Genomic DNA, 17014 nt, shown 5'->3' on the forward strand with positions numbered 1-17014 from the left:
ACGAAACTGAAAAAGGCCGCCCTTCGGGGCGGCCTTTTTGCATTTCGGGATAACGGGAGAGCCCGCATCAGCAGAAGAAAAAAAACGCCGGTTGAAACCGGCGCTCTCTATGATGCTTATTCTTCTTCCTCGTCGTCGCCGTCGAATTCGATCAGCGCGACTTCACCGCTAAGGGCGGTGGCCCAGGCGCTCTTGTGCGGTTCTTCTTCCGGCTCTTCGGTCAGTGTGCCCATCTCCAGAAGTTCGGCTTCATGGTAGCCTTCTTCGGCAAGAATGCTGAGGACGGTCTGAACGAGATCTTCGTTCTCGTCCGATTTCAAAAGCAGGTGTACTTCGACTGGGGATTCTTCGCCTTCGTTCCAGACATCAGCGATGACGAGATGGACGGTTGGCGAATCGTCGCCCGCAGGTGTGGAATCATTTGTGGATGTGGAAGACATTGAGAAACCCTTAATATTCGGTTGCGTTTCGACTCGGATGTGCTTCAATAGCCTGACCTGAGTGGCTGCGCCATGCTTGCATAGGAAAATGACGGTTTTGATCGCGTAATATTAGCGAATAGTCGTCAAATGCGGCGCAATAACCTGTCCGGGCGGGATCAAAACGCCGGTTTCAGGGCTTTCATTAAAGAAACTTGAGCCGCTGCCCTTGACGAAACGTCGCTAAAGACGTATCAGCAGCCCATCTGAGCCGATGTGAGACAGGCTTTTTCGGGACGACGCGTCCTGAAGTTCGTCTCAAACAGGGTTCGTTTTACGATCGAAATGCAACTTGCCGTTCGCATGAAGCGTCAGCTTCCTCTGCTTTTGTTCGGGGTGGCCACCGGTTGACGAGGGCTGACTCCGAATTTGTGCATGAGCATGCCGGTGAAACGGCCCCTTGGGGCGTGGATACGAGATTTTTTAAAGAGGAAGGTTGTATGCCAACCGTAAACCAGCTTATCCGCAAGCCGCGCATTGCGCCGGTAAAGCGTAATAAGGTTCCTGCACTGCAGGCAAACCCTCAGAAGCGCGGCGTTTGCACCCGCGTTTACACGACGACCCCGAAGAAGCCGAACTCGGCTCTGCGTAAGGTTGCCAAGGTTCGTCTGACGAACGGCTTCGAAGTTATCGGTTATATCCCTGGTGAAGGGCATAACCTGCAGGAGCACTCCGTCGTCATGATCCGCGGCGGTCGTGTAAAGGACTTGCCAGGTGTGCGTTACCACATCATCCGCGGCGTTCTCGACACCCAGGGCGTCAAGAACCGCAAGCAGCGCCGTTCGAAGTACGGTGCAAAGCGTCCGAAGTAAAATTTTCCGGGGATACCGGCCGCCAGAAGGTGAGCTGAGCCCGATGTAATTGAAAGAAGAGACGAAATGTCCAGACGCCATAAGGCTGAGAAGCGTGAGATCAATCCGGATCCGAAGTTCGGCGATCTCGTTATCACGAAGTTCATGAATGCAGTCATGCTTCATGGCAAGAAGTCGGTTGCTGAAAGCATCGTTTACGGTGCGCTCGATGCAATCGAAGCCAAGGCAAAGTCCGAGCCGGTCGCGCTGTTCCATCAGGCGCTCGACAACGTAGCTCCGCACATCGAAGTCCGTTCGCGCCGCGTTGGTGGTGCAACCTATCAGGTTCCGGTTGATGTGCGTCCAGAACGCCGCCAGGCACTTGCCATCCGTTGGCTCATCAATGCTGCTCGTGGCCGTAACGAGACGACGATGATCGATCGTCTTTCCGGTGAGCTGCTTGACGCTGCCAACAACCGTGGTTCTGCTGTGAAGAAGCGTGAAGACACGCACCGCATGGCTGAAGCCAACCGCGCCTTCTCGCATTACCGCTGGTAATCGTCGAAACCTATTCAAAGAGCGACTATCATGGCCCGCGAATATAAAATCGAAGACTACCGCAATTTCGGTATCATGGCTCACATCGACGCCGGTAAGACGACGATGACCGAGCGCATTCTGTTCTATACCGGTAAGAACCACAAGATCGGCGAAACCCACGATGGTGCGTCGACCATGGACTGGATGGAGCAGGAACAGGAACGCGGTATCACGATCACTTCCGCTGCTACGACCACGTTCTGGCAGGGCCGTGATGGTAAGAAGCGCCGTTTCAACATCATCGACACGCCTGGTCACGTTGACTTCACGATTGAAGTTGAGCGCAGCCTGCGCGTTCTCGACGGCGCAATCGCGCTGCTCGACGCCAACGCTGGCGTTGAGCCCCAGACCGAAACCGTGTGGCGTCAGGCTGAAAAGTACCACGTCCCGCGTATGGTCTTCGTCAACAAGATGGACAAGATCGGTGCCGATTTCTACCGTTGCGTAGAAATGGTCGGTTCGCGTCTTGGCGCAGTAGCACTTCCGGTTCAGCTGCCGATCGGCGCTGAAAACGAGTTCGAAGGCGTCATCGACCTGATCGAAATGAAGGCCCTGACCTGGGATGGCACCATCGGCGCAGCTGCGACGGTTGGTGAAATTCCTGCCCATCTGAAGGACAAGGCTGAAGAATATCGCGAAAAGCTCATCGAGCTGGCCGTGGAAATCGACGAAGCTGCAATGGAAGCCTATCTCGAAGGCACCATGCCTACGAATGACGAGCTGCGCGCTCTGATCCGTAAGGGCACCATCGACGTCAAGTTCCATCCGGTTCTTTGCGGCACCGCGTTCAAGAACCGTGGCATTCAGCCGCTTCTCGACGCTGTTGTGGAATTCCTTCCGGCTCCGACCGATGTTCCTGCCATCAAGGGCATCGACGTCAAGACGGAAAGCGAAACCACCCGTGAATCTTCGGATGAAGCACCGCTTTCGATGCTCGCATTCAAGATCATGAACGACCCGTTCGTTGGTTCGCTGACCTTCGCTCGTATTTACTCGGGCAAGCTGACCAAGGGCATTTCGCTCGAAAACACCGTCAAGGGCAAGCGTGAGCGTATCGGCCGTATGCTGCAGATGCACTCCAACAGCCGTGAAGACATCGAAGAAGCTTTTGCTGGCGACATCGTTGCTCTGGCTGGCCTCAAGGAAACCACCACTGGCGATACGCTCTGCGATCCGCTGAAGCCGGTTATCCTCGAGCGCATGGAATTCCCGGATCCGGTTATCGAAATCGCTATCGAACCGAAGACCAAGGCCGACCAGGAAAAGATGGGCATCGCGCTCAATCGTCTAGCTGCCGAAGATCCTTCTTTCCGCGTCAAGTCGGACGAAGAATCCGGTCAGACCATCATCGCCGGCATGGGCGAACTTCACCTCGACATTCTCGTCGATCGCATGAAGCGCGAATTCAAGGTTGAAGCCAACGTCGGGGCTCCGCAGGTTGCTTACCGTGAATCGATCACCCGTCAGGCTGAAATCGATTACACCCACAAGAAGCAGTCGGGTGGTTCGGGTCAGTTCGCTCGCGTCAAGATCATCTTCGAACCGCATGATGGCGACGATTTCATCTTCGAATCGAAGATCGTCGGCGGCTCGGTTCCGAAGGAATACATTCCGGGTGTCCAGAAGGGTATCGAAAGCGTCATGGGTGCAGGCCCGCTGGCTGGCTTCCCGATGCTCGGCGTGAAGGCCACCCTGATCGACGGTGCGTACCATGACGTTGACTCGTCTGTTCTCGCCTTCGAAATCGCGTCCCGTGCAGCGTTCCGTGAAGGTGCGCAGAAGGCTGGCGCACAGCTCCTCGAACCGATCATGAAGGTCGAGGTTGTCACGCCGGAAGATTACGTTGGTGACGTCATCGGCGATCTGAACTCGCGTCGCGGTCAGATTTCCGGCACCGAAGCCCGCGGCATCGCCACGGTCGTCAATGCAATGGTTCCGCTGGCTAACATGTTTGGTTACGTGAACTCGCTGCGTTCGATGTCCCAGGGCCGTGCACAGTACACGATGCAGTTCGACCATTATGAGCCGGTTCCGACGGCGGTCGCACAGGAAATCCAGAAGAAGTTTGCGTGATCTAAGGGTCACGCTCCCAATTAAAAGAATGCCTGAGCAGGCTAAATTTACGGAGAGCTCAAATGGCAAAGAGTAAGTTTGAACGTACGAAGCCCCACGTTAACATCGGCACGATTGGTCACGTTGACCATGGCAAGACGTCGCTGACTGCAGCGATCACCAAGTTCTTTGGTGAGTTCAAGGCGTATGACCAGATCGACGCCGCTCCTGAAGAGCGCGCCCGCGGCATCACGATCTCGACGGCTCACGTCGAGTACGAAACCGCAAACCGTCACTACGCACACGTCGACTGCCCCGGCCACGCCGACTATGTGAAGAACATGATCACCGGCGCTGCCCAGATGGACGGCGCGATCCTGGTGGTTTCGGCTGCTGACGGCCCGATGCCGCAGACCCGCGAGCACATCCTGCTCGCCCGTCAGGTTGGCGTTCCGGCAATCGTAGTGTTCCTCAACAAGTGCGACCAGGTTGACGACGCAGAACTGCTCGAACTGGTTGAACTGGAAGTTCGCGAACTTCTGTCGAAGTACGAATTCCCTGGCGACGAAATCCCGATCATCAAGGGTTCGGCTCTTGCTGCTCTTGAAGATTCCTCGAAGGAACTGGGCGAAGACGCCGTTCGTTCGCTGATGGCTGCTGTTGACGACTACATTCCGACCCCGGAGCGTCCGATCGACCAGCCGTTCCTCATGCCGATCGAAGACGTGTTCTCGATCTCGGGTCGTGGCACGGTTGTGACGGGTCGCGTTGAGCGCGGTATCGTCAAGGTTGGTGAAGAAGTTGAAATCGTCGGCATCAAGGCGACGGCGAAGACGACGGTTACCGGCGTTGAAATGTTCCGCAAACTGCTCGATCAGGGCCAGGCTGGCGACAACATCGGCGCGCTGATCCGCGGCGTTGGCCGTGAAGACGTTGAACGCGGCCAGGTTCTCTGCAAGCCGGGTTCTGTGAAGCCGCACACCAAGTTCAAGGCAGAAGCCTACATTCTGACCAAGGACGAAGGTGGCCGTCATACGCCGTTCTTCACGAACTACCGTCCGCAGTTCTACTTCCGCACGACGGACGTGACGGGCGTTGTCACGCTGCCGGCTGGCACGGAAATGGTCATGCCTGGCGATAACGTCGCCATGGACGTGCAGCTGATCGTGCCGATCGCCATGGAAGAGAAGCTCCGCTTCGCTATCCGTGAAGGCGGCCGCACCGTCGGTGCAGGCATCGTCTCCTCGATCATCGAGTAATGAAGGTTTGTGCAGGAACGCTCGCTCAAGAGCGGGCGTTTCCGCGTAACAAGGAACAGATGAAATGAACGGTCAAAACATCCGCATTCGCCTGAAGGCGTTTGATCATCGGATCCTTGACGCTTCGACGCGGGAAATCGTGTCGACTGCCAAGCGTACCGGTGCAAATGTGCGCGGACCGATCCCGCTTCCAACACGGATCGAGAAGTTCACGGTTAACCGGTCGCCGCACATCGACAAGAAGAGCCGCGAGCAGTTCGAGATGCGCACGCACAAGCGTCTTCTCGATATCGTTGACCCGACCCCGCAGACGGTGGACGCGCTGATGAAGCTCGATCTGTCCGCCGGTGTCGATGTCGAGATCAAGCTTTAATCGGCTTGAGGACGGAAGGAACGAACCCGATGCGTTCAGGTGTTATTGCACAGAAGCTGGGCATGACCCGCGTCTATAACGACGCCGGCGAGCATGTGCCGGTGACGGTTCTCCGCATGGAGAATTGCCACGTGGTAGCTCAGCGTACAGTTGAAAAGAACGGTTACACGGCTGTTCAGCTTGGCGTTGGTATCGCCAAAGTAAAGAACACGTCCAAGGCTATGCGCGGTCATTTCGCGAAGGCCGAGGTCGAGCCTAAGGCGAAGGTCGCGGAATTCCGCGTTTCGCCGGATAACCTCCTCGAAGTCGGCGCTGAAATCACCGCCGAACACTTCGTCGCCGGCCAGAAGGTCGATGTGACGGGTACTTCGATCGGTAAGGGCTTTGCCGGTGTTATGAAGCGTCATAACTTCGGTGGCCATCGTGCTTCGCACGGTAACTCCATTACCCACCGCGCTCACGGCTCGACCGGTCAGCGTCAGGACCCGGGTAAGGTGTTCAAGGGCAAGAAGATGGCTGGTCACATGGGCCAGACCCGCGTAACCACGCAGAATATTGAAGTTGTCTCGACGGACAGCGATCGCGGCCTGATCCTGGTTCGCGGTGCGGTTCCGGGCTCCAAGGGTGCCTGGATCATCGTACGCGACGCGGTAAAGGTTTCGCTGCCTGAGAACGCGCCGAAGCCGGCCGCTCTGCGTGCAGGTGCCGCGAAGGCTGAAGCTGTCGCGACTGAGGGAGCCGAATAATGGATCTCACGATTACCACTCTTGAAGGCAAGGATGCCGGCAAGGTCAAGCTGAACGAAGAAATCTTCGGCCTGGACCCGCGTGACGACATTCTTCAGCGCGTCGTGCGCTGGCAGCTGGCTCGCCGCCAGCAGGGCTCCCATAAGGCTCAGGGCCGTGGCGACGTAAGCCGCACCGGCGCCAAGATGTACAAGCAGAAGGGTACGGGCCGCGCTCGTCACCATTCGGCTCGCGCACCGCAGTTCCGCGGCGGTGGTCAGGCTCACGGACCGGTTGTCCGTTCGCACGATCACGATCTGCCGAAGAAGGTTCGCGCTCTTGGCCTGCGTCATGCCCTGTCTGCAAAGGCAAAGGCATCTGACCTGATCATTATCGATGATCTGGCTGCCACGGAAGCCAAGACGAAGCAGCTTGTTTCACAGTTCGCCAAGCTCGGTCTCGAAAACGCACTCCTCATCGGCGGTGCAGAGATCGATGCGAACTTCCAGCGCGCGGCTTCGAACATCCCGAACATCGACGTTCTGCCAGTGCAGGGCATCAATGTTTACGACATCCTTCGCCGTGGCAAGCTCGTTCTTTCCAAGGCGGCTGTCGAAGCCCTCGAGGAGCGTTTCAAATGACTGATCTTCGCCATTACGACGTGATCGTCAGCCCGGTTATCACTGAGAAGTCCACCATGGTTTCCGAACACAACCAGGTTGTCTTCAACGTAGCCCGCAAGGCAACGAAGCCGGAAATCAAGGCTGCAGTCGAAGCGCTGTTCGGCGTCAAGGTTACCGCAGTCAACACTGCAGTGCGCAAGGGTAAGGTCAAGCGTTTCCGCGGCCTTATCGGGCGCCAGAGCGACGTCAAGAAAGCGATCGTTACTTTGGCCGAAGGCCAGAGCATCGACGTTTCGACCGGTCTCTGAGAGGCCATGGAGTAAGAGACAATGGCACTCAAGCATTTTAATCCGATCACGCCAGGCCAGCGTCAGCTGGTCATCGTGGACCGTTCGGAACTCTACAAGGGCAAGCCGGTCAAGTCCCTGACCGAAGGTCTGTCCAAGAAGGGTGGCCGTAACAACACCGGTCGTATCACTGTCCGCTTTCAGGGCGGCGGTCACAAGCGTTCGTACCGTTTCATCGACTTCAAGCGCCGCAAGCTTGACGTTGTCGGCACCGTAGAACGCCTGGAATACGATCCGAACCGCACCGCGTTCATCGCGCTGATCCGTTATGAAGACGGTGAACTGGCATACATCCTGGCTCCGCAGCGTCTTGCTGTTGGCGACAAGGTTATTGCCGGCAACTCCGTCGACGTGAAGCCGGGCAACGCAATGCCGCTCGCTTCCATGCCGGTTGGCACGATCATCCACAACGTCGAGCTGAAGCCGGGCAAGGGCGGTCAGATCGCTCGTTCGGCTGGCACCTACGCACAGCTCGTCGGTCGCGATCAGGGCATGGCCATTCTGCGCCTCAATTCCGGTGAACAGCGTCTGGTTCCAGGTGCCTGCTTTGCTTCGGTCGGTGCAGTATCCAACCCGGACCACGGCAACATCAACGACGGTAAGGCCGGTCGTTCGGTATGGCGTGGCAAGCGTCCGCACGTTCGCGGCGTTGCAATGAACCCGGTCGATCACCCGCATGGTGGTGGTGAAGGTCGTACCTCGGGTGGTCGTCACCCTGTCACTCCGTGGGGCAAGCCTACGAAGGGCAAGAAGACGCGCTCGAACAAGGCGACCGACAAGTTCATCATGCGTTCGCGCCATCAGCGCAAGAAGTAAGAGAGGTAGTCTGAAGTGGCTCGTTCAGTTTGGAAAGGTCCGTTTGTCGACGGCTATCTTCTCAAGAAGGCTGAGAAGGTACGCGAAGGCGGTCGTAATGAAGTTATCAAGATGTGGAGCCGCCGCTCCACCATCCTGCCGCAGTTTGTCGGCCTGACTTTCGGCGTTTACAACGGCAACAAGCATGTGCCGGTGTCGGTTTCGGAAGAAATGGTCGGACACAAGTTCGGTGAATTCGCGCCTACGCGTACCTATTACGGTCACGGCGCGGACAAGAAGTCGAAGAGGAAGTAACGATGGGCAAGGCTAAAGCTCCCCGTCAGCTCAAGGACAACGAAGCGCAAGCTGTTGCCCGCACGCTGCGCGTCAGCCCGCAGAAGCTGAACCTTGTTGCGAGCATGATCCGCGGCAAGAAGGTGAATGCGGCACTTGCCGATCTGACGTTCTCGCGCAAGCGGATCGCCGATACGGTCAAGAAGACGCTTCAGTCCGCAATTGCGAACGCTGAAAACAACCATGACCTCGACGTCGATGCTCTGATCGTCGCCGAAGCTTATGTCGGCAAGTCGATCGTCATGAAGCGCTTCCATGTCCGCGGACGTGGCCGTGCAAGCCGGATCGAGAAGCCGTTTTCGCATCTCACCATTGTTGTCCGCGAAGTCGCGGAAAAAGGGGAGGCCGCATAATGGGTCAGAAGATTAATCCGATCGGTCTTCGTCTCGGCATTAACCGCACCTGGGATTCGCGTTGGTACGCGAATACCGGTGAGTACGGCAAGCTGCTGCATGAAGATGTCAAGATCCGCGAATTCCTCACCGAGGAACTCAAGCAGGCCGCGATCTCCAAGATCGTTATCGAGCGTCCGCACAAGAAGTGCCGCGTGACGATCCATTCGGCTCGTCCGGGCATCATCATCGGCAAGAAGGGTGCAGACATCGAGAAGCTCCGCAAGAAGCTTTCCGAGATGACCAATGCCGATACGTCGCTCAATATCGTTGAAGTTCGCAAGCCGGAAATCGACGCTACGCTGATCGCCCAGTCGATCGCTCAGCAGCTCGAACGCCGTGTGGCATTCCGTCGCGCCATGAAGCGTGCCGTTCAGTCGGCAATGCGTCTTGGAGCCGAAGGTATCCGTATCAACTGCTCGGGTCGTCTGGGTGGCGCGGAAATCGCTCGCATGGAATGGTACCGTGAAGGTCGCGTTCCGCTTCATACGCTGCGCGCCGATATTGACTACGGCACGGCAGAAGCGAAGACCGCTTATGGTATCTGCGGCGTGAAGGTCTGGGTCTTCAAGGGCGAAATCCTTGAACACGATCCGATGGCTTCCGAGCGTCGTGCGGTCGAGGGTGACAATCAGGGTTCCTCGTCGAACCGCCGCCGCGAAAACGCTTAAAAAGCGGGCCGCGGGCGAGAAATTTGGAGTAGAGAACAATGATGCAGCCTAAGCGCACCAAGTTCCGCAAGCAGTTCAAGGGCCGTATTCACGGCAACTCGAAAGGCGGCACGGATCTGAATTTCGGTGCATTCGGTTTGAAGGCCGTTGAGCCGGAACGCGTCACTGCACGTCAGATCGAAGCGGCCCGCCGCGCGATCACCCGTCACATGAAGCGTGCCGGTCGCGTGTGGATCCGCATCTTCCCGGACCTGCCGGTAACTTCGAAGCCTACTGAAGTCCGTATGGGTAAAGGTAAGGGTTCGGTTGACTACTGGGCATGCCGTGTGGCACCAGGTCGCGTGATGTTTGAGCTTGACGGCGTACCCGAAGATGTGGCACGCGAAGCCCTCAGACTCGGCGCCGCAAAGTTGCCGATCAAGACGCGCTTTATCCAGCGCATTGCTGAATAAGAGAGAGGCAACTATGAAAGCCGCAGACGTTCGGGCGAAGAGCCTCGATCAACTGAATGACGAGCTGGGCACCCTGAAGAAAGAGCAGTTCAACCTGCGCTTTCAGAAGGCCACCGGCCAGCTCGAAAAAACCGCGCGCGTGAAGCAGGTTCGCCGCGACATCGCGCGTATCAAGACTATTGCCCGCCAGAAGGCGGCCGCAAGCAAGGCATAAGGAAGAATATGATGCCTAAACGCGTTCTGCAGGGCGTTGTCGTCAGCGACAAGAATGACAAGACTGTTGTGGTCAAGGTTGAGCGCCGCTATTCGCATCCGCTCCTCCAGAAGACCGTGCGTCAGTCTAAGAAATACAAGGCGCATGACGAAAACAACCAGTTCAAGGTCGGCGATTTCGTTTCCATCCAGGAATCGGCTCCGATCTCGAAGGACAAACGCTGGGTCGTTCTGACGAACGAAGCAGCAGGCTAAATTATAAACACGCAGCTTAGGTAGGGCAGGAGCCCTTAACCAGCTGAGAGGAAAGAAGGCGGCCAGTCATGATTCAGATGCAAACAAACCTCGACGTGGCGGATAATTCCGGCGCACGTCGTGTCATGTGCATCAAGGTGCTGGGCGGCTCGAAGCGGCGTTACGCTTCCGTTGGCGACATCATTGTGGTGTCGATCAAGGAAGCTATTCCGCGCGGCCGCGTCAAAAAGGGTGACGTGATGAAGGCGGTTGTTGTACGCACCGCCAAGGACATCCGTCGTCCGGACGGCAGCGTTATTCGTTTCGATAACAATGCAGCCGTTCTCATCGATAACAAGAAAGAGCCAATCGGCACGCGTATCTTCGGACCGGTTCCGCGCGAACTCCGCGCAAAGAACCACATGAAGATCATCTCGCTGGCTCCGGAAGTTCTGTAAGGAAGCAAGACGATGCAGAAGATTCGCAAAGGCGACAGCGTTGTCGTGCTGTCCGGTAAGGACAAGGGCCGTAAGGGCGAAGTTCTCAAGGTTATGCCGAAGGATGAGCAGGCGCTCGTTCGCGGTATCAACATTGTAAAGCGCCATCAGCGTCAGACCCAGACCCAGGAAGCCGGCATTATCTCCAAGGAAGCGCCGATCCACCTTTCCAACCTGGCAATTGCTGACCCCAAGGACGGCAAGCCGACTCGCGTCGGTTTCCGCGTCGAGGACGGCAAGAAGGTTCGTGTCGCAAAACGTTCTGGAGCGCTGATCGATGGCTGAAGCTAAGGCACTTCCCCGCTTCAAGAAGCTTTACAATGAAAACATTCGTAAGGCTCTGCTTGAAGAATTCAAATACGACAACGAGATGCAGATTCCGCGCATCACCAAGGTTGTCCTCAACATGGGCGTTGGCGAAGCCACTGGCGATTCCAAGAAGCCTGCGGTTGCTGCTGAAGACCTCAGCCAGATCGCCGGCCAGAAGGCCGTCGTGACCCGCGCCCGTAACTCGATCGCAACGTTCAAGTTGCGTGAGGGCATGCCGATCGGCACGAAGGTTACCCTTCGCCAGGACCGCATGTACGAATTCCTTGATCGTCTTGTCACGATCGCTCTTCCTCGCGTCCGCGACTTCCGCGGCCTGAACCCGAAGAGCTTTGACGGCCGCGGCAACTATGCCATGGGCATCAAGGAGCACATCGTGTTTCCGGAAATCAACTACGATAAGGTTGATCAGATCTGGGGCATGGACATCATCGTTTGCACGACCGCCAAGACGGATGATGAAGCGCGCGCTCTTCTGCGTGCATTCAACTTCCCCTTCCGGCAGTAACGGCAAGCGTAGCGAGGTATATTAATATGGCCAAGACTAGCGCAGTCGAAAAAAACAAGCGCCGCGAAAAGTTGGTTAAGCGTCACGCTGGCAAGCGTGCACGTCTGAAGGCGATCGTAATGGATCAGGGCCTTCCGCTGGAAGAGCGCTTCCGCGCCACCATCCGGCTTGCCGAACTGCCGCGCAATTCATCGAAGGTTCGTATTCGCAATCGTTGCGAAGTTTCGGGCCGTCCGCGTGGTTACTACCGTAAACTGAAGATGTCGCGTATCGCGCTCCGTCAGTTGGGTTCGCTCGGTCAGGTACCGGGCATCGTCAAGTCGAGCTGGTAAGGAGTAGCATATGTCTGTGTCAGATCCTATCGGCGATATGCTGACCCGTATTCGCAACGCAGTAGGCCGCAAGAAGACCAAGGTTACGACCCCGGCTTCCAAGCTGCGCGCTCGCGTTCTGGATGTCCTTCAGTCTGAAGGCTACATCCGCGGATACACGCAGAGTGAATTCGTGAACGGCAAGGCCGAGATCGAAATTGAACTGAAGTACTACGAAGGTGTTCCGGTTATCCGTGAGATCAGCCGCGTATCGAAGCCTGGCCGTCGCGTTTACGTGTCGGTCAAGTCGATCCCGCAGGTCGCGAACGGCCTCGGCATCTCGATCCTCTCCACGCCGAAGGGCGTGATGGCGGATCATGAAGCCCGTGAACAAAACGTTGGTGGTGAGCTGCTCTGCCGCATCTTCTGATGCGGTTGACAGCGAACAGATAAAAGACAGGTATCAAAATGTCTCGTATCGGTAAAAAACCCGTGCCGGTCCCGGCAGGCGTGACCGCCAGTGTTGATGGGCAGATCGTCAAGGCAAAGGGCGCGAAGGGTGAACTCTCCTTCGTCGTGCACGATGAAGTTCTGGTCAAGATGGAAGACGGCGCTGTAAGTGTCGATCCACGCGACCAGTCGAAGGAAGCTCGTTCGAAGTGGGGCATGTCCCGCACTATGATCTCCAACATTTTTGTTGGCGTGAAGGACGGCTTTGAAAAGAAGCTCGAAATCAGCGGCGTCGGTTACCGCGCTGCCATGCAGGGCAAGAACCTGCAGCTTTCGCTCGGCTTCAGCCACGAAGTGGTCTACGACGTGCCTGCTGGCATTACTGTTGCTGTTCCGAAGCCGACGGAAATCGTCGTTTCGGGTATCGACAAGCAGCAGGTCGGTCAGGTCGCGGCTGAGATCCGCGAATATCGCGGCCCCGAGCCTTACAAGGGCAAGGGCGTCAAGTATGCTGGCGAGAAGATCGTCCGCAAAGAAGGCAAGAAGAAGTAAGGGAAGCGCGTCATGGCATCGCCAAAAGAAACTTTGCAGCGTCGCGCTGCTCGTGTACGCCGCCAGGTCAAGGCTGTCGCCAATGGCCGTCCGCGTCTCAGCGTGCACCGTTCTTCCAAGAACATCTACGCCCAGATCATCGACGACGTCCGCGGCGTTACGCTTGCGGCCGCTTCGACCCTCGATGGCGACCTCAAGGGCAAGCTCAAGACCGGTGCCGACTCCGCAGCAGCCGCTGCCGTTGGCAAGCTGGTTGCTGAGCGTGCCGTCAAGGCTGGCGTCAAGGACGTAGTGTTCGACCGTGGTGCATTCATTTACCACGGCCGTGTGAAGGCTCTCGCCGAAGCTGCTCGCGAAAGCGGCCTCAGCTTCTAATTAGCATTTGTGCTTCCGGAAAAGAAAAAGGAAATCAGGATATGGCACAGAGAGAACGTAACCGCGAAGATCGCGGCCGTGAGGAGCGCGACAGCGAATTCGTCGATAAGCTCGTTCACATCAACCGTGTTGCCAAGGTCGTCAAGGGCGGCCGTCGCTTCGGTTTTGCTGCGCTCGTCGTTGTTGGCGATCAGAAGGGCCGCGTAGGCTTCGGTCATGGCAAGGCACGTGAAGTGCCGGAAGCTATCCGCAAGGCTACCGAAGCCGCTAAGCGCGACATGATCTTCGTACCGCTGCGTTCGGGCCGTACGCTGCATCACGATGTTGAAGGCCGTCACGGCGCCGGTAAGGTTCTGCTTCGCGCAGCTCCTGCTGGTAAGGGTATCATCGCCGGTGGTCCGATGCGTGCAGTGTTCGAAACGCTCGGCGTTCAGGACGTTGTCGCCAAGTCGCTCGGTTCGTCGAACCCTTACAACATGGTTCGTGCGACGTTCGATGCTCTGAAGCATCAGATGCATCCGAAGGACATCGCTGCACAGCGCGGCATCAAGTACTCGACCCTTCAGGCTCGCCGCCATGATGTGGTCGGTTCGGAAGAATAGCCGATAGTTTGTGTTCGTCCGGGGCCGCTCAGGCCACCGGATACGCCATAGACAAGGGATTTGAGTGATGGCTGAGAAGAAGGGCAAGACGGTTACGGTCGAGCAGATCGGAAGCCCAATCCGTCGTCCAGCCGAGCAGCGCGCAACGCTGATCGGTCTGGGTCTTAATAAAATGCACCGCCGCAGCACGCTGGAAGATACTCCGGCAGTCCGTGGCATGATCGCCAAGCTTCCACACCTCGTTCGCGTTGTGGACGAGGCGTGATAGCGCAGGGAGATAGAGATATGAAACTCAACGATCTGCGTGACAAGCCAGGTTCGGTCAAGGCGCGCAAGCGCGTTGGTCGCGGTATCGGTTCGGGCACCGGCAAGACCGGTGGTCGCGGCGTCAAGGGTCAGAAGTCCCGTTCGGGCGTTTCGATCAATGGCTTCGAAGGCGGCCAGATGCCAATCTACCGCCGTCTGCCGAAGCGCGGCTTCACCAACATCTTTGCAAAGAGCTTCAACGTTGTGTCGCTCGGCCGTATTCAGGCCGCTATCGATGCAGGCAAGCTCGACGCCAAGGCTGTTGTGAACCTCGATTCGCTGAAGGCTGCCGGCGTGATTCGTCGCGCCAAGGACGGCGTTCGCATCCTTTCGGACGGCGAACTGAAGGCAAAGGTTGCCTTCGAGGTCGCCGGTGCTTCCAAGGCTGCGGTTGAAAAGATCGAAAAAGCCGGCGGTAGCATCAAGCTTCCTGAAGCCGCTGCCGAATAAGGCTTCGATACAAAAATAAAAAGCGGCGGCCTTAGTGCCGCCGCTTGCACATTTATGCCAATGCGCATATCTGGGTAGGGTCTTTTTAGTCTCGAGGCGCGACCGCTATAGATTGCGCTGACGGGGGCGGAGGACCGGAGACTTTTCACCGGAGAAATTTAATGGCATCGGCTGCTGAACAGCTAGTTTCCAATCTCAATTTTTCGGCTTTCTCGAAGGCAGAAGAACTCAAGAAGCGCATCTGGTTCACGCTGGGTGCTTTGCTCGTATACCGGTTCGGCACCTATATTCCGCTTCCCGGCATCAATCCTGACGCGCTTGCGCAGGCTTTCCAGCAGCATAGCCAAGGTGTGCTCGGGCTCTTCAACATGTTTGCCGGTGGCGCCGTGGGCCGTATGGCCATTTTCGCGCTCGGCATCATGCCTTATATCTCTGCCTCCATTATCGTGCAGCTCATGACGTCCGTTGTGCCGTCGCTTGAAGCGCTGAAGAAGGAAGGCGAGGCGGGTCGCAAGATCATCAATCAGTACACGCGTTACGGCACGGTGCTTCTGGCGCTTGTTCAGGCCTACGCGATTTCGGTCGGTTTGCAGTCCGGTAACGGCATCGTTACCAGCCCCGGACCTTTCTTCATGGTCTCGTCGGTGATTACCCTTGTGGGTGGCACGATGTTCCTGATGTGGCTCGGCGAGCAGATCACTGCGCGCGGTATCGGCAACGGTATTTCGCTGATCATCTTCTCTGGTATCGTCGCAAATCTGCCGCACGCAATTTCCGGTACACTGGAACTCGGCCGTACCGGCGCGCTGTCGACGGGCCTTATTCTGGGCGTCATCATTCTTGCTATCGTGCTGATTGCGGTCATCGTTTTCGTCGAACGTGCGCAGCGTCGTCTTCTGATCCAGTATCCGAAGCGTCAGGTCGGCAATCGCATGTTCCAGGGCGACACTTCGCATCTGCCGCTGAAGCTCAATACTGCAGGCGTTATTCCTCCGATTTTCGCTTCGTCGCTGCTGCTTCTGCCTGCGACTGTTGCCGGCTTCGCCAACACGACGGAAATGCCTGCCTGGGCGACGACCATTCTCAATGCGCTTGGTCACGGACAGCCGCTCTACATGCTGTTCTATGCTGCATTGATGGCATTCTTCTGCTTCTTCTATACGGCCATTGTGTTCAATCCCAAGGACACCGCTGACCAGCTCAAGAAGCATTCCGGCTTTATTCCGGGCATTCGTCCGGGTGAGCGCACCGCCGAATACATAGACTATGTGCTGACACGTATCACTGTTGTCGGCGCCATCTATATCGTGCTTGTCTGTCTCCTGCCGGAATTCCTGATTTCCGCAACCGGTGTGCCCTTCTATCTTGGTGGCACCTCGCTGCTGATCGTTGTGAGCGTGACGCTCGACACGGTTGCGCAAATTCAGGGGCATCTGATCGCCCATCAGTATGAAGGGTTGATCAAGAAGTCCAAACTCAGAGGTGGGAAACGCAATAAATGAGACTGATACTTCTTGGGCCGCCCGGAGCAGGTAAGGGGACGCAGGCTGGACTTCTTACCAAGAAGCATGGAATTCCTCAGCTCTCGACCGGCGACATGCTGCGTGCAGCAGTCGCCCAGCAGAGCGAGATCGGGAAGCGCGCCAAGGCCGTGATGGACGCCGGGCAACTGGTTTCCGACGAGATCGTGAACCAGATCGTATCGGAGCGCATCGATGCTCCGGATTGCGCGAACGGGTTCATCCTTGACGGTTACCCTCGCACGGTGCCGCAAGCCCAGGCTCTGGGAACCATGTTGGCAGGCAAGGGCCTCAAGCTCGATGCAGTGATCGAGCTGAAGGTTGACGAGAATGCCCTGGTCAAGCGGATGGAGAGCCGCGTGAACGAGACGATCGCCAAGGGTGGTCAGGTCCGTTCGGACGACAATCCCGAAGCTTTCCGCAAGCGTCTCGTGGAATACCGCGAAAAGACAGCGCCGCTTTCTAGCTATTATGCGGGAACCGGTGAACTGCGCGTCATCAATGGCATGGCGCCGGTTGAAGAAGTTACCGCCGAAATCGAGAGAATTCTCGTTCCGGCGTAAAAATTGATGAGGCTTGAAGAAGCCTTGTTCCAATACGGGCAGGGAATGCGTGAAGCGTTTTCTGCCCGTTTATTGCTTCCAGAAGTTGCTTGAATTGCCTGTCAGGCCGGTTTGATGGCTTTACGGACAGTTAAGAGTTGACTTTTTCGGGCGATTCCGTCAAAGACTGCGCCACTTCAACTGGTTTTGAATG

General features: G+C 57.0%; 28 protein-coding genes. 27 read left to right on the forward strand and 1 reads right to left on the reverse strand.

Annotation, left to right across the window (positions count from 1 at the left end):
* Positions 1 to 116 precede the first annotated feature (116 nt).
* Entirely contained in the window at positions 117 to 440 is a 324-nt protein-coding gene (locus tag ACS5UA_RS02185; protein WP_021587208.1) for a hypothetical protein, read from the reverse strand.
* Between the two features lie 479 nt (positions 441 to 919).
* On the opposite strand from ACS5UA_RS02185, the gene rpsL reads away from it, so the two are divergent.
* The 27 genes from rpsL (at position 920) to ACS5UA_RS02320 (ending at position 16821) form a co-directional block, all read left to right on the forward strand.
* A complete protein-coding gene (gene rpsL / locus ACS5UA_RS02190) occupies positions 920 to 1291 on the forward strand; it encodes a 30S ribosomal protein S12 (protein ID WP_006471111.1) in 372 nt (123 codons plus the stop codon).
* 66 nt (positions 1292 to 1357) lie between these two features.
* On the forward strand, positions 1358 to 1828 hold the full coding sequence (gene rpsG / locus ACS5UA_RS02195) for a 30S ribosomal protein S7 (protein ID WP_006467033.1): 471 nt from the start codon (positions 1358 to 1360) through the stop codon (positions 1826 to 1828).
* A 30-nt stretch (positions 1829 to 1858) separates the two neighbouring features.
* Entirely contained in the window at positions 1859 to 3943 is a 2085-nt protein-coding gene (gene fusA / locus ACS5UA_RS02200; RefSeq protein ID WP_021587209.1) for an elongation factor G, read from the forward strand.
* 62 nt (positions 3944 to 4005) lie between these two features.
* Positions 4006 to 5181: an elongation factor Tu gene (gene tuf / locus ACS5UA_RS02205; protein WP_006467031.1), complete on the forward strand. Its 1176-nt coding sequence runs from the start codon at positions 4006 to 4008 to the stop codon at positions 5179 to 5181.
* Positions 5182 to 5245: 64 nt separating this feature from the next.
* Positions 5246 to 5554 carry a 30S ribosomal protein S10 gene (gene rpsJ / locus ACS5UA_RS02210; protein ID WP_002964363.1) on the forward strand — a complete coding sequence of 103 codons (309 nt, stop codon included), beginning with the start codon at positions 5246 to 5248 and terminating at the stop codon, positions 5552 to 5554.
* A gap of 29 nt (positions 5555 to 5583) precedes the next feature.
* Positions 5584 to 6300, forward strand: a complete 717-nt coding sequence (rplC, locus tag ACS5UA_RS02215; RefSeq protein ID WP_006471643.1) for a 50S ribosomal protein L3 — start codon at positions 5584 to 5586, stop codon at positions 6298 to 6300.
* Entirely contained in the window at positions 6300 to 6920 is a 621-nt protein-coding gene (rplD, locus tag ACS5UA_RS02220) for a 50S ribosomal protein L4 (RefSeq protein ID WP_006467029.1), read from the forward strand. Before rplC ends, rplD begins: the two co-directional genes overlap by 1 nt.
* Complete coding sequence (locus ACS5UA_RS02225) at positions 6917 to 7210, forward strand: 50S ribosomal protein L23 (RefSeq protein ID WP_006467028.1); 294 nt, start codon at positions 6917 to 6919, stop codon at positions 7208 to 7210. The genes rplD and ACS5UA_RS02225 overlap by 4 nt, the downstream gene beginning before the upstream one ends.
* A gap of 21 nt (positions 7211 to 7231) precedes the next feature.
* Positions 7232 to 8065 carry a 50S ribosomal protein L2 gene (gene rplB, locus ACS5UA_RS02230; protein ID WP_006467027.1) on the forward strand — a complete coding sequence of 278 codons (834 nt, stop codon included), beginning with the start codon at positions 7232 to 7234 and terminating at the stop codon, positions 8063 to 8065.
* A gap of 15 nt (positions 8066 to 8080) precedes the next feature.
* Positions 8081 to 8359, forward strand: a complete 279-nt coding sequence (gene rpsS / locus ACS5UA_RS02235) for a 30S ribosomal protein S19 (RefSeq protein ID WP_006467026.1) — start codon at positions 8081 to 8083, stop codon at positions 8357 to 8359.
* Between the two features lie 2 nt (positions 8360 to 8361).
* Positions 8362 to 8751: a 50S ribosomal protein L22 gene (gene rplV, locus ACS5UA_RS02240; protein ID WP_006467025.1), complete on the forward strand. Its 390-nt coding sequence runs from the start codon at positions 8362 to 8364 to the stop codon at positions 8749 to 8751.
* Positions 8751 to 9461 (forward strand): 30S ribosomal protein S3, encoded by a 711-nt coding sequence (gene rpsC / locus ACS5UA_RS02245; protein ID WP_006467024.1) that lies wholly within the window; start codon positions 8751 to 8753, stop codon positions 9459 to 9461. Before rplV ends, rpsC begins: the two co-directional genes overlap by 1 nt.
* A 38-nt stretch (positions 9462 to 9499) precedes the next feature.
* Positions 9500 to 9913, forward strand: a complete 414-nt coding sequence (rplP, locus tag ACS5UA_RS02250) for a 50S ribosomal protein L16 (protein ID WP_006467023.1) — start codon at positions 9500 to 9502, stop codon at positions 9911 to 9913.
* A 13-nt stretch (positions 9914 to 9926) separates the two neighbouring features.
* Positions 9927 to 10127 carry a 50S ribosomal protein L29 gene (gene rpmC / locus ACS5UA_RS02255; RefSeq protein WP_006467022.1) on the forward strand — a complete coding sequence of 67 codons (201 nt, stop codon included), beginning with the start codon at positions 9927 to 9929 and terminating at the stop codon, positions 10125 to 10127.
* 11 nt (positions 10128 to 10138) lie between these two features.
* Positions 10139 to 10381, forward strand: a complete 243-nt coding sequence (gene rpsQ, locus ACS5UA_RS02260; RefSeq protein ID WP_006467021.1) for a 30S ribosomal protein S17 — start codon at positions 10139 to 10141, stop codon at positions 10379 to 10381.
* 68 nt (positions 10382 to 10449) lie between these two features.
* Positions 10450 to 10818 carry a 50S ribosomal protein L14 gene (gene rplN / locus ACS5UA_RS02265; RefSeq protein WP_004683923.1) on the forward strand — a complete coding sequence of 123 codons (369 nt, stop codon included), beginning with the start codon at positions 10450 to 10452 and terminating at the stop codon, positions 10816 to 10818.
* Between the two features lie 12 nt (positions 10819 to 10830).
* The gene (gene rplX / locus ACS5UA_RS02270; protein ID WP_006467020.1) at positions 10831 to 11142 is read left to right on the forward strand and encodes a 50S ribosomal protein L24; all 312 of its coding nucleotides are present in this window, start codon (positions 10831 to 10833) and stop codon (positions 11140 to 11142) included.
* Positions 11135 to 11692, forward strand: a complete 558-nt coding sequence (rplE, locus tag ACS5UA_RS02275; protein WP_006467019.1) for a 50S ribosomal protein L5 — start codon at positions 11135 to 11137, stop codon at positions 11690 to 11692. Before rplX ends, rplE begins: the two co-directional genes overlap by 8 nt.
* A 26-nt stretch (positions 11693 to 11718) precedes the next feature.
* Positions 11719 to 12024: a 30S ribosomal protein S14 gene (gene rpsN / locus ACS5UA_RS02280; RefSeq protein WP_006467018.1), complete on the forward strand. Its 306-nt coding sequence runs from the start codon at positions 11719 to 11721 to the stop codon at positions 12022 to 12024.
* Positions 12025 to 12034: 10 nt separating this feature from the next.
* The gene (gene rpsH / locus ACS5UA_RS02285; RefSeq protein WP_006467014.1) at positions 12035 to 12433 is read left to right on the forward strand and encodes a 30S ribosomal protein S8; all 399 of its coding nucleotides are present in this window, start codon (positions 12035 to 12037) and stop codon (positions 12431 to 12433) included.
* A 38-nt stretch (positions 12434 to 12471) separates the two neighbouring features.
* Positions 12472 to 13005 (forward strand): 50S ribosomal protein L6, encoded by a 534-nt coding sequence (gene rplF / locus ACS5UA_RS02290; protein ID WP_006467012.1) that lies wholly within the window; start codon positions 12472 to 12474, stop codon positions 13003 to 13005.
* Positions 13006 to 13017: 12 nt separating this feature from the next.
* Positions 13018 to 13380: a 50S ribosomal protein L18 gene (rplR, locus tag ACS5UA_RS02295; protein WP_006467011.1), complete on the forward strand. Its 363-nt coding sequence runs from the start codon at positions 13018 to 13020 to the stop codon at positions 13378 to 13380.
* A 41-nt stretch (positions 13381 to 13421) separates the two neighbouring features.
* Complete coding sequence (gene rpsE / locus ACS5UA_RS02300) at positions 13422 to 13982, forward strand: 30S ribosomal protein S5 (protein WP_006467009.1); 561 nt, start codon at positions 13422 to 13424, stop codon at positions 13980 to 13982.
* 67 nt (positions 13983 to 14049) lie between these two features.
* Positions 14050 to 14247 (forward strand): 50S ribosomal protein L30, encoded by a 198-nt coding sequence (rpmD, locus tag ACS5UA_RS02305; RefSeq protein ID WP_002967737.1) that lies wholly within the window; start codon positions 14050 to 14052, stop codon positions 14245 to 14247.
* Positions 14248 to 14267: 20 nt separating this feature from the next.
* Positions 14268 to 14738, forward strand: a complete 471-nt coding sequence (gene rplO / locus ACS5UA_RS02310; RefSeq protein ID WP_002964343.1) for a 50S ribosomal protein L15 — start codon at positions 14268 to 14270, stop codon at positions 14736 to 14738.
* A gap of 161 nt (positions 14739 to 14899) precedes the next feature.
* Positions 14900 to 16240 carry a preprotein translocase subunit SecY gene (secY, locus tag ACS5UA_RS02315; RefSeq protein WP_006467005.1) on the forward strand — a complete coding sequence of 447 codons (1341 nt, stop codon included), beginning with the start codon at positions 14900 to 14902 and terminating at the stop codon, positions 16238 to 16240.
* Entirely contained in the window at positions 16237 to 16821 is a 585-nt protein-coding gene (locus tag ACS5UA_RS02320; RefSeq protein ID WP_006467003.1) for an adenylate kinase, read from the forward strand. The genes secY and ACS5UA_RS02320 overlap by 4 nt, the downstream gene beginning before the upstream one ends.
* Positions 16822 to 17014: the final 193 nt, after the last annotated feature.

The organism is Brucella sp. RRSP16, assembly GCF_052246815.1.
In the GTDB taxonomy this organism is placed as follows: Bacteria; Pseudomonadota; Alphaproteobacteria; order Rhizobiales; family Rhizobiaceae; genus Brucella; species Brucella intermedia.

What these genes read in the sequence shown, in the direction of transcription:
- ACS5UA_RS02185 (WP_021587208.1), bottom strand. Translation starts at nt 440, where the DNA reads ATGTCTTCCACATCCACAAATGATTCCACACCTGCGGGCGACGATTCG.
- rpsL (WP_006471111.1), top strand. Translation starts at nt 920, where the DNA reads ATGCCAACCGTAAACCAGCTTATCCGCAAGCCGCGCATTGCGCCGGTA.
- rpsG (WP_006467033.1), top strand. Translation starts at nt 1,358, where the DNA reads ATGTCCAGACGCCATAAGGCTGAGAAGCGTGAGATCAATCCGGATCCG.
- fusA (WP_021587209.1), top strand. Translation starts at nt 1,859, where the DNA reads ATGGCCCGCGAATATAAAATCGAAGACTACCGCAATTTCGGTATCATG.
- tuf (WP_006467031.1), top strand. Translation starts at nt 4,006, where the DNA reads ATGGCAAAGAGTAAGTTTGAACGTACGAAGCCCCACGTTAACATCGGC.
- rpsJ (WP_002964363.1), top strand. Translation starts at nt 5,246, where the DNA reads ATGAACGGTCAAAACATCCGCATTCGCCTGAAGGCGTTTGATCATCGG.
- rplC (WP_006471643.1), top strand. Translation starts at nt 5,584, where the DNA reads ATGCGTTCAGGTGTTATTGCACAGAAGCTGGGCATGACCCGCGTCTAT.
- rplD (WP_006467029.1), top strand. Translation starts at nt 6,300, where the DNA reads ATGGATCTCACGATTACCACTCTTGAAGGCAAGGATGCCGGCAAGGTC.
- ACS5UA_RS02225 (WP_006467028.1), top strand. Translation starts at nt 6,917, where the DNA reads ATGACTGATCTTCGCCATTACGACGTGATCGTCAGCCCGGTTATCACT.
- rplB (WP_006467027.1), top strand. Translation starts at nt 7,232, where the DNA reads ATGGCACTCAAGCATTTTAATCCGATCACGCCAGGCCAGCGTCAGCTG.
- rplV (WP_006467025.1), top strand. Translation starts at nt 8,362, where the DNA reads ATGGGCAAGGCTAAAGCTCCCCGTCAGCTCAAGGACAACGAAGCGCAA.
- rpsC (WP_006467024.1), top strand. Translation starts at nt 8,751, where the DNA reads ATGGGTCAGAAGATTAATCCGATCGGTCTTCGTCTCGGCATTAACCGC.
- rplP (WP_006467023.1), top strand. Translation starts at nt 9,500, where the DNA reads ATGATGCAGCCTAAGCGCACCAAGTTCCGCAAGCAGTTCAAGGGCCGT.
- rpmC (WP_006467022.1), top strand. Translation starts at nt 9,927, where the DNA reads ATGAAAGCCGCAGACGTTCGGGCGAAGAGCCTCGATCAACTGAATGAC.
- rpsQ (WP_006467021.1), top strand. Translation starts at nt 10,139, where the DNA reads ATGCCTAAACGCGTTCTGCAGGGCGTTGTCGTCAGCGACAAGAATGAC.
- rplN (WP_004683923.1), top strand. Translation starts at nt 10,450, where the DNA reads ATGATTCAGATGCAAACAAACCTCGACGTGGCGGATAATTCCGGCGCA.
- rplX (WP_006467020.1), top strand. Translation starts at nt 10,831, where the DNA reads ATGCAGAAGATTCGCAAAGGCGACAGCGTTGTCGTGCTGTCCGGTAAG.
- rplE (WP_006467019.1), top strand. Translation starts at nt 11,135, where the DNA reads ATGGCTGAAGCTAAGGCACTTCCCCGCTTCAAGAAGCTTTACAATGAA.
- rpsN (WP_006467018.1), top strand. Translation starts at nt 11,719, where the DNA reads ATGGCCAAGACTAGCGCAGTCGAAAAAAACAAGCGCCGCGAAAAGTTG.
- rpsH (WP_006467014.1), top strand. Translation starts at nt 12,035, where the DNA reads ATGTCTGTGTCAGATCCTATCGGCGATATGCTGACCCGTATTCGCAAC.
- rplF (WP_006467012.1), top strand. Translation starts at nt 12,472, where the DNA reads ATGTCTCGTATCGGTAAAAAACCCGTGCCGGTCCCGGCAGGCGTGACC.
- rplR (WP_006467011.1), top strand. Translation starts at nt 13,018, where the DNA reads ATGGCATCGCCAAAAGAAACTTTGCAGCGTCGCGCTGCTCGTGTACGC.
- rpsE (WP_006467009.1), top strand. Translation starts at nt 13,422, where the DNA reads ATGGCACAGAGAGAACGTAACCGCGAAGATCGCGGCCGTGAGGAGCGC.
- rpmD (WP_002967737.1), top strand. Translation starts at nt 14,050, where the DNA reads ATGGCTGAGAAGAAGGGCAAGACGGTTACGGTCGAGCAGATCGGAAGC.
- rplO (WP_002964343.1), top strand. Translation starts at nt 14,268, where the DNA reads ATGAAACTCAACGATCTGCGTGACAAGCCAGGTTCGGTCAAGGCGCGC.
- secY (WP_006467005.1), top strand. Translation starts at nt 14,900, where the DNA reads ATGGCATCGGCTGCTGAACAGCTAGTTTCCAATCTCAATTTTTCGGCT.
- ACS5UA_RS02320 (WP_006467003.1), top strand. Translation starts at nt 16,237, where the DNA reads ATGAGACTGATACTTCTTGGGCCGCCCGGAGCAGGTAAGGGGACGCAG.